Source organism: Acinetobacter parvus DSM 16617 = CIP 108168, assembly GCF_000368025.1.
GTDB lineage: Bacteria > Pseudomonadota > Gammaproteobacteria > Pseudomonadales > Moraxellaceae > Acinetobacter > Acinetobacter parvus.
On sequence record NZ_KB849211.1, the window covers coordinates 313,252 to 313,748 of the forward strand.

Genomic DNA, 497 nt, shown 5'->3' on the forward strand with positions numbered 1-497 from the left:
GCAGCAGCAGCAGTTTTAAGTTGGTCAACGTTTGCAGCATCGGTGCCATTGACGCCCGGTGCTACGTTGGTGATGGTGTTGCCGCCATTGTTTAAGCCAGTGTTGGTTAAGGTTACTGGCTGTCCTGCTGTACCATTGCTGATGGTAACGCCAGCATTGTTAACTAGGGTGTTGCCAGCAGTTAGGCTGCCATCGGTGCCTAGGTTCACGTCTTTGGCAAGTTTGATGCCAATACTGCCATCGGCGTTTGCCACCGTTTGGATGTTGTTTTCCGTTGCGGTAGTTGCGCCGCCTTTAAGGGTTAATACATCACTTGGTTTACGTTTGATAATAACGCTATTGTTGTCACCAGTATATTGTTGTTCGGTGTTGGCAATGGCGTTGTAGACGTCGCCACCATTGACTGCACTGGTGTTGCCTTGTGTGATGTAGTTGGTGGTGCCACCAGCTGCCACGCTGTCTGCATTGGTAACCGTAGCACCGCTAAAGGTTGGCTT

At 50.5% G+C, this 497-nt stretch carries 1 pseudogene; it reads right to left on the reverse strand.

Going from position 1 to position 497, the window contains the following annotated elements:
* Nucleotides 1-497: pseudogene (locus tag F988_RS15175) on the reverse strand (hypothetical protein); the annotation flags it as partial.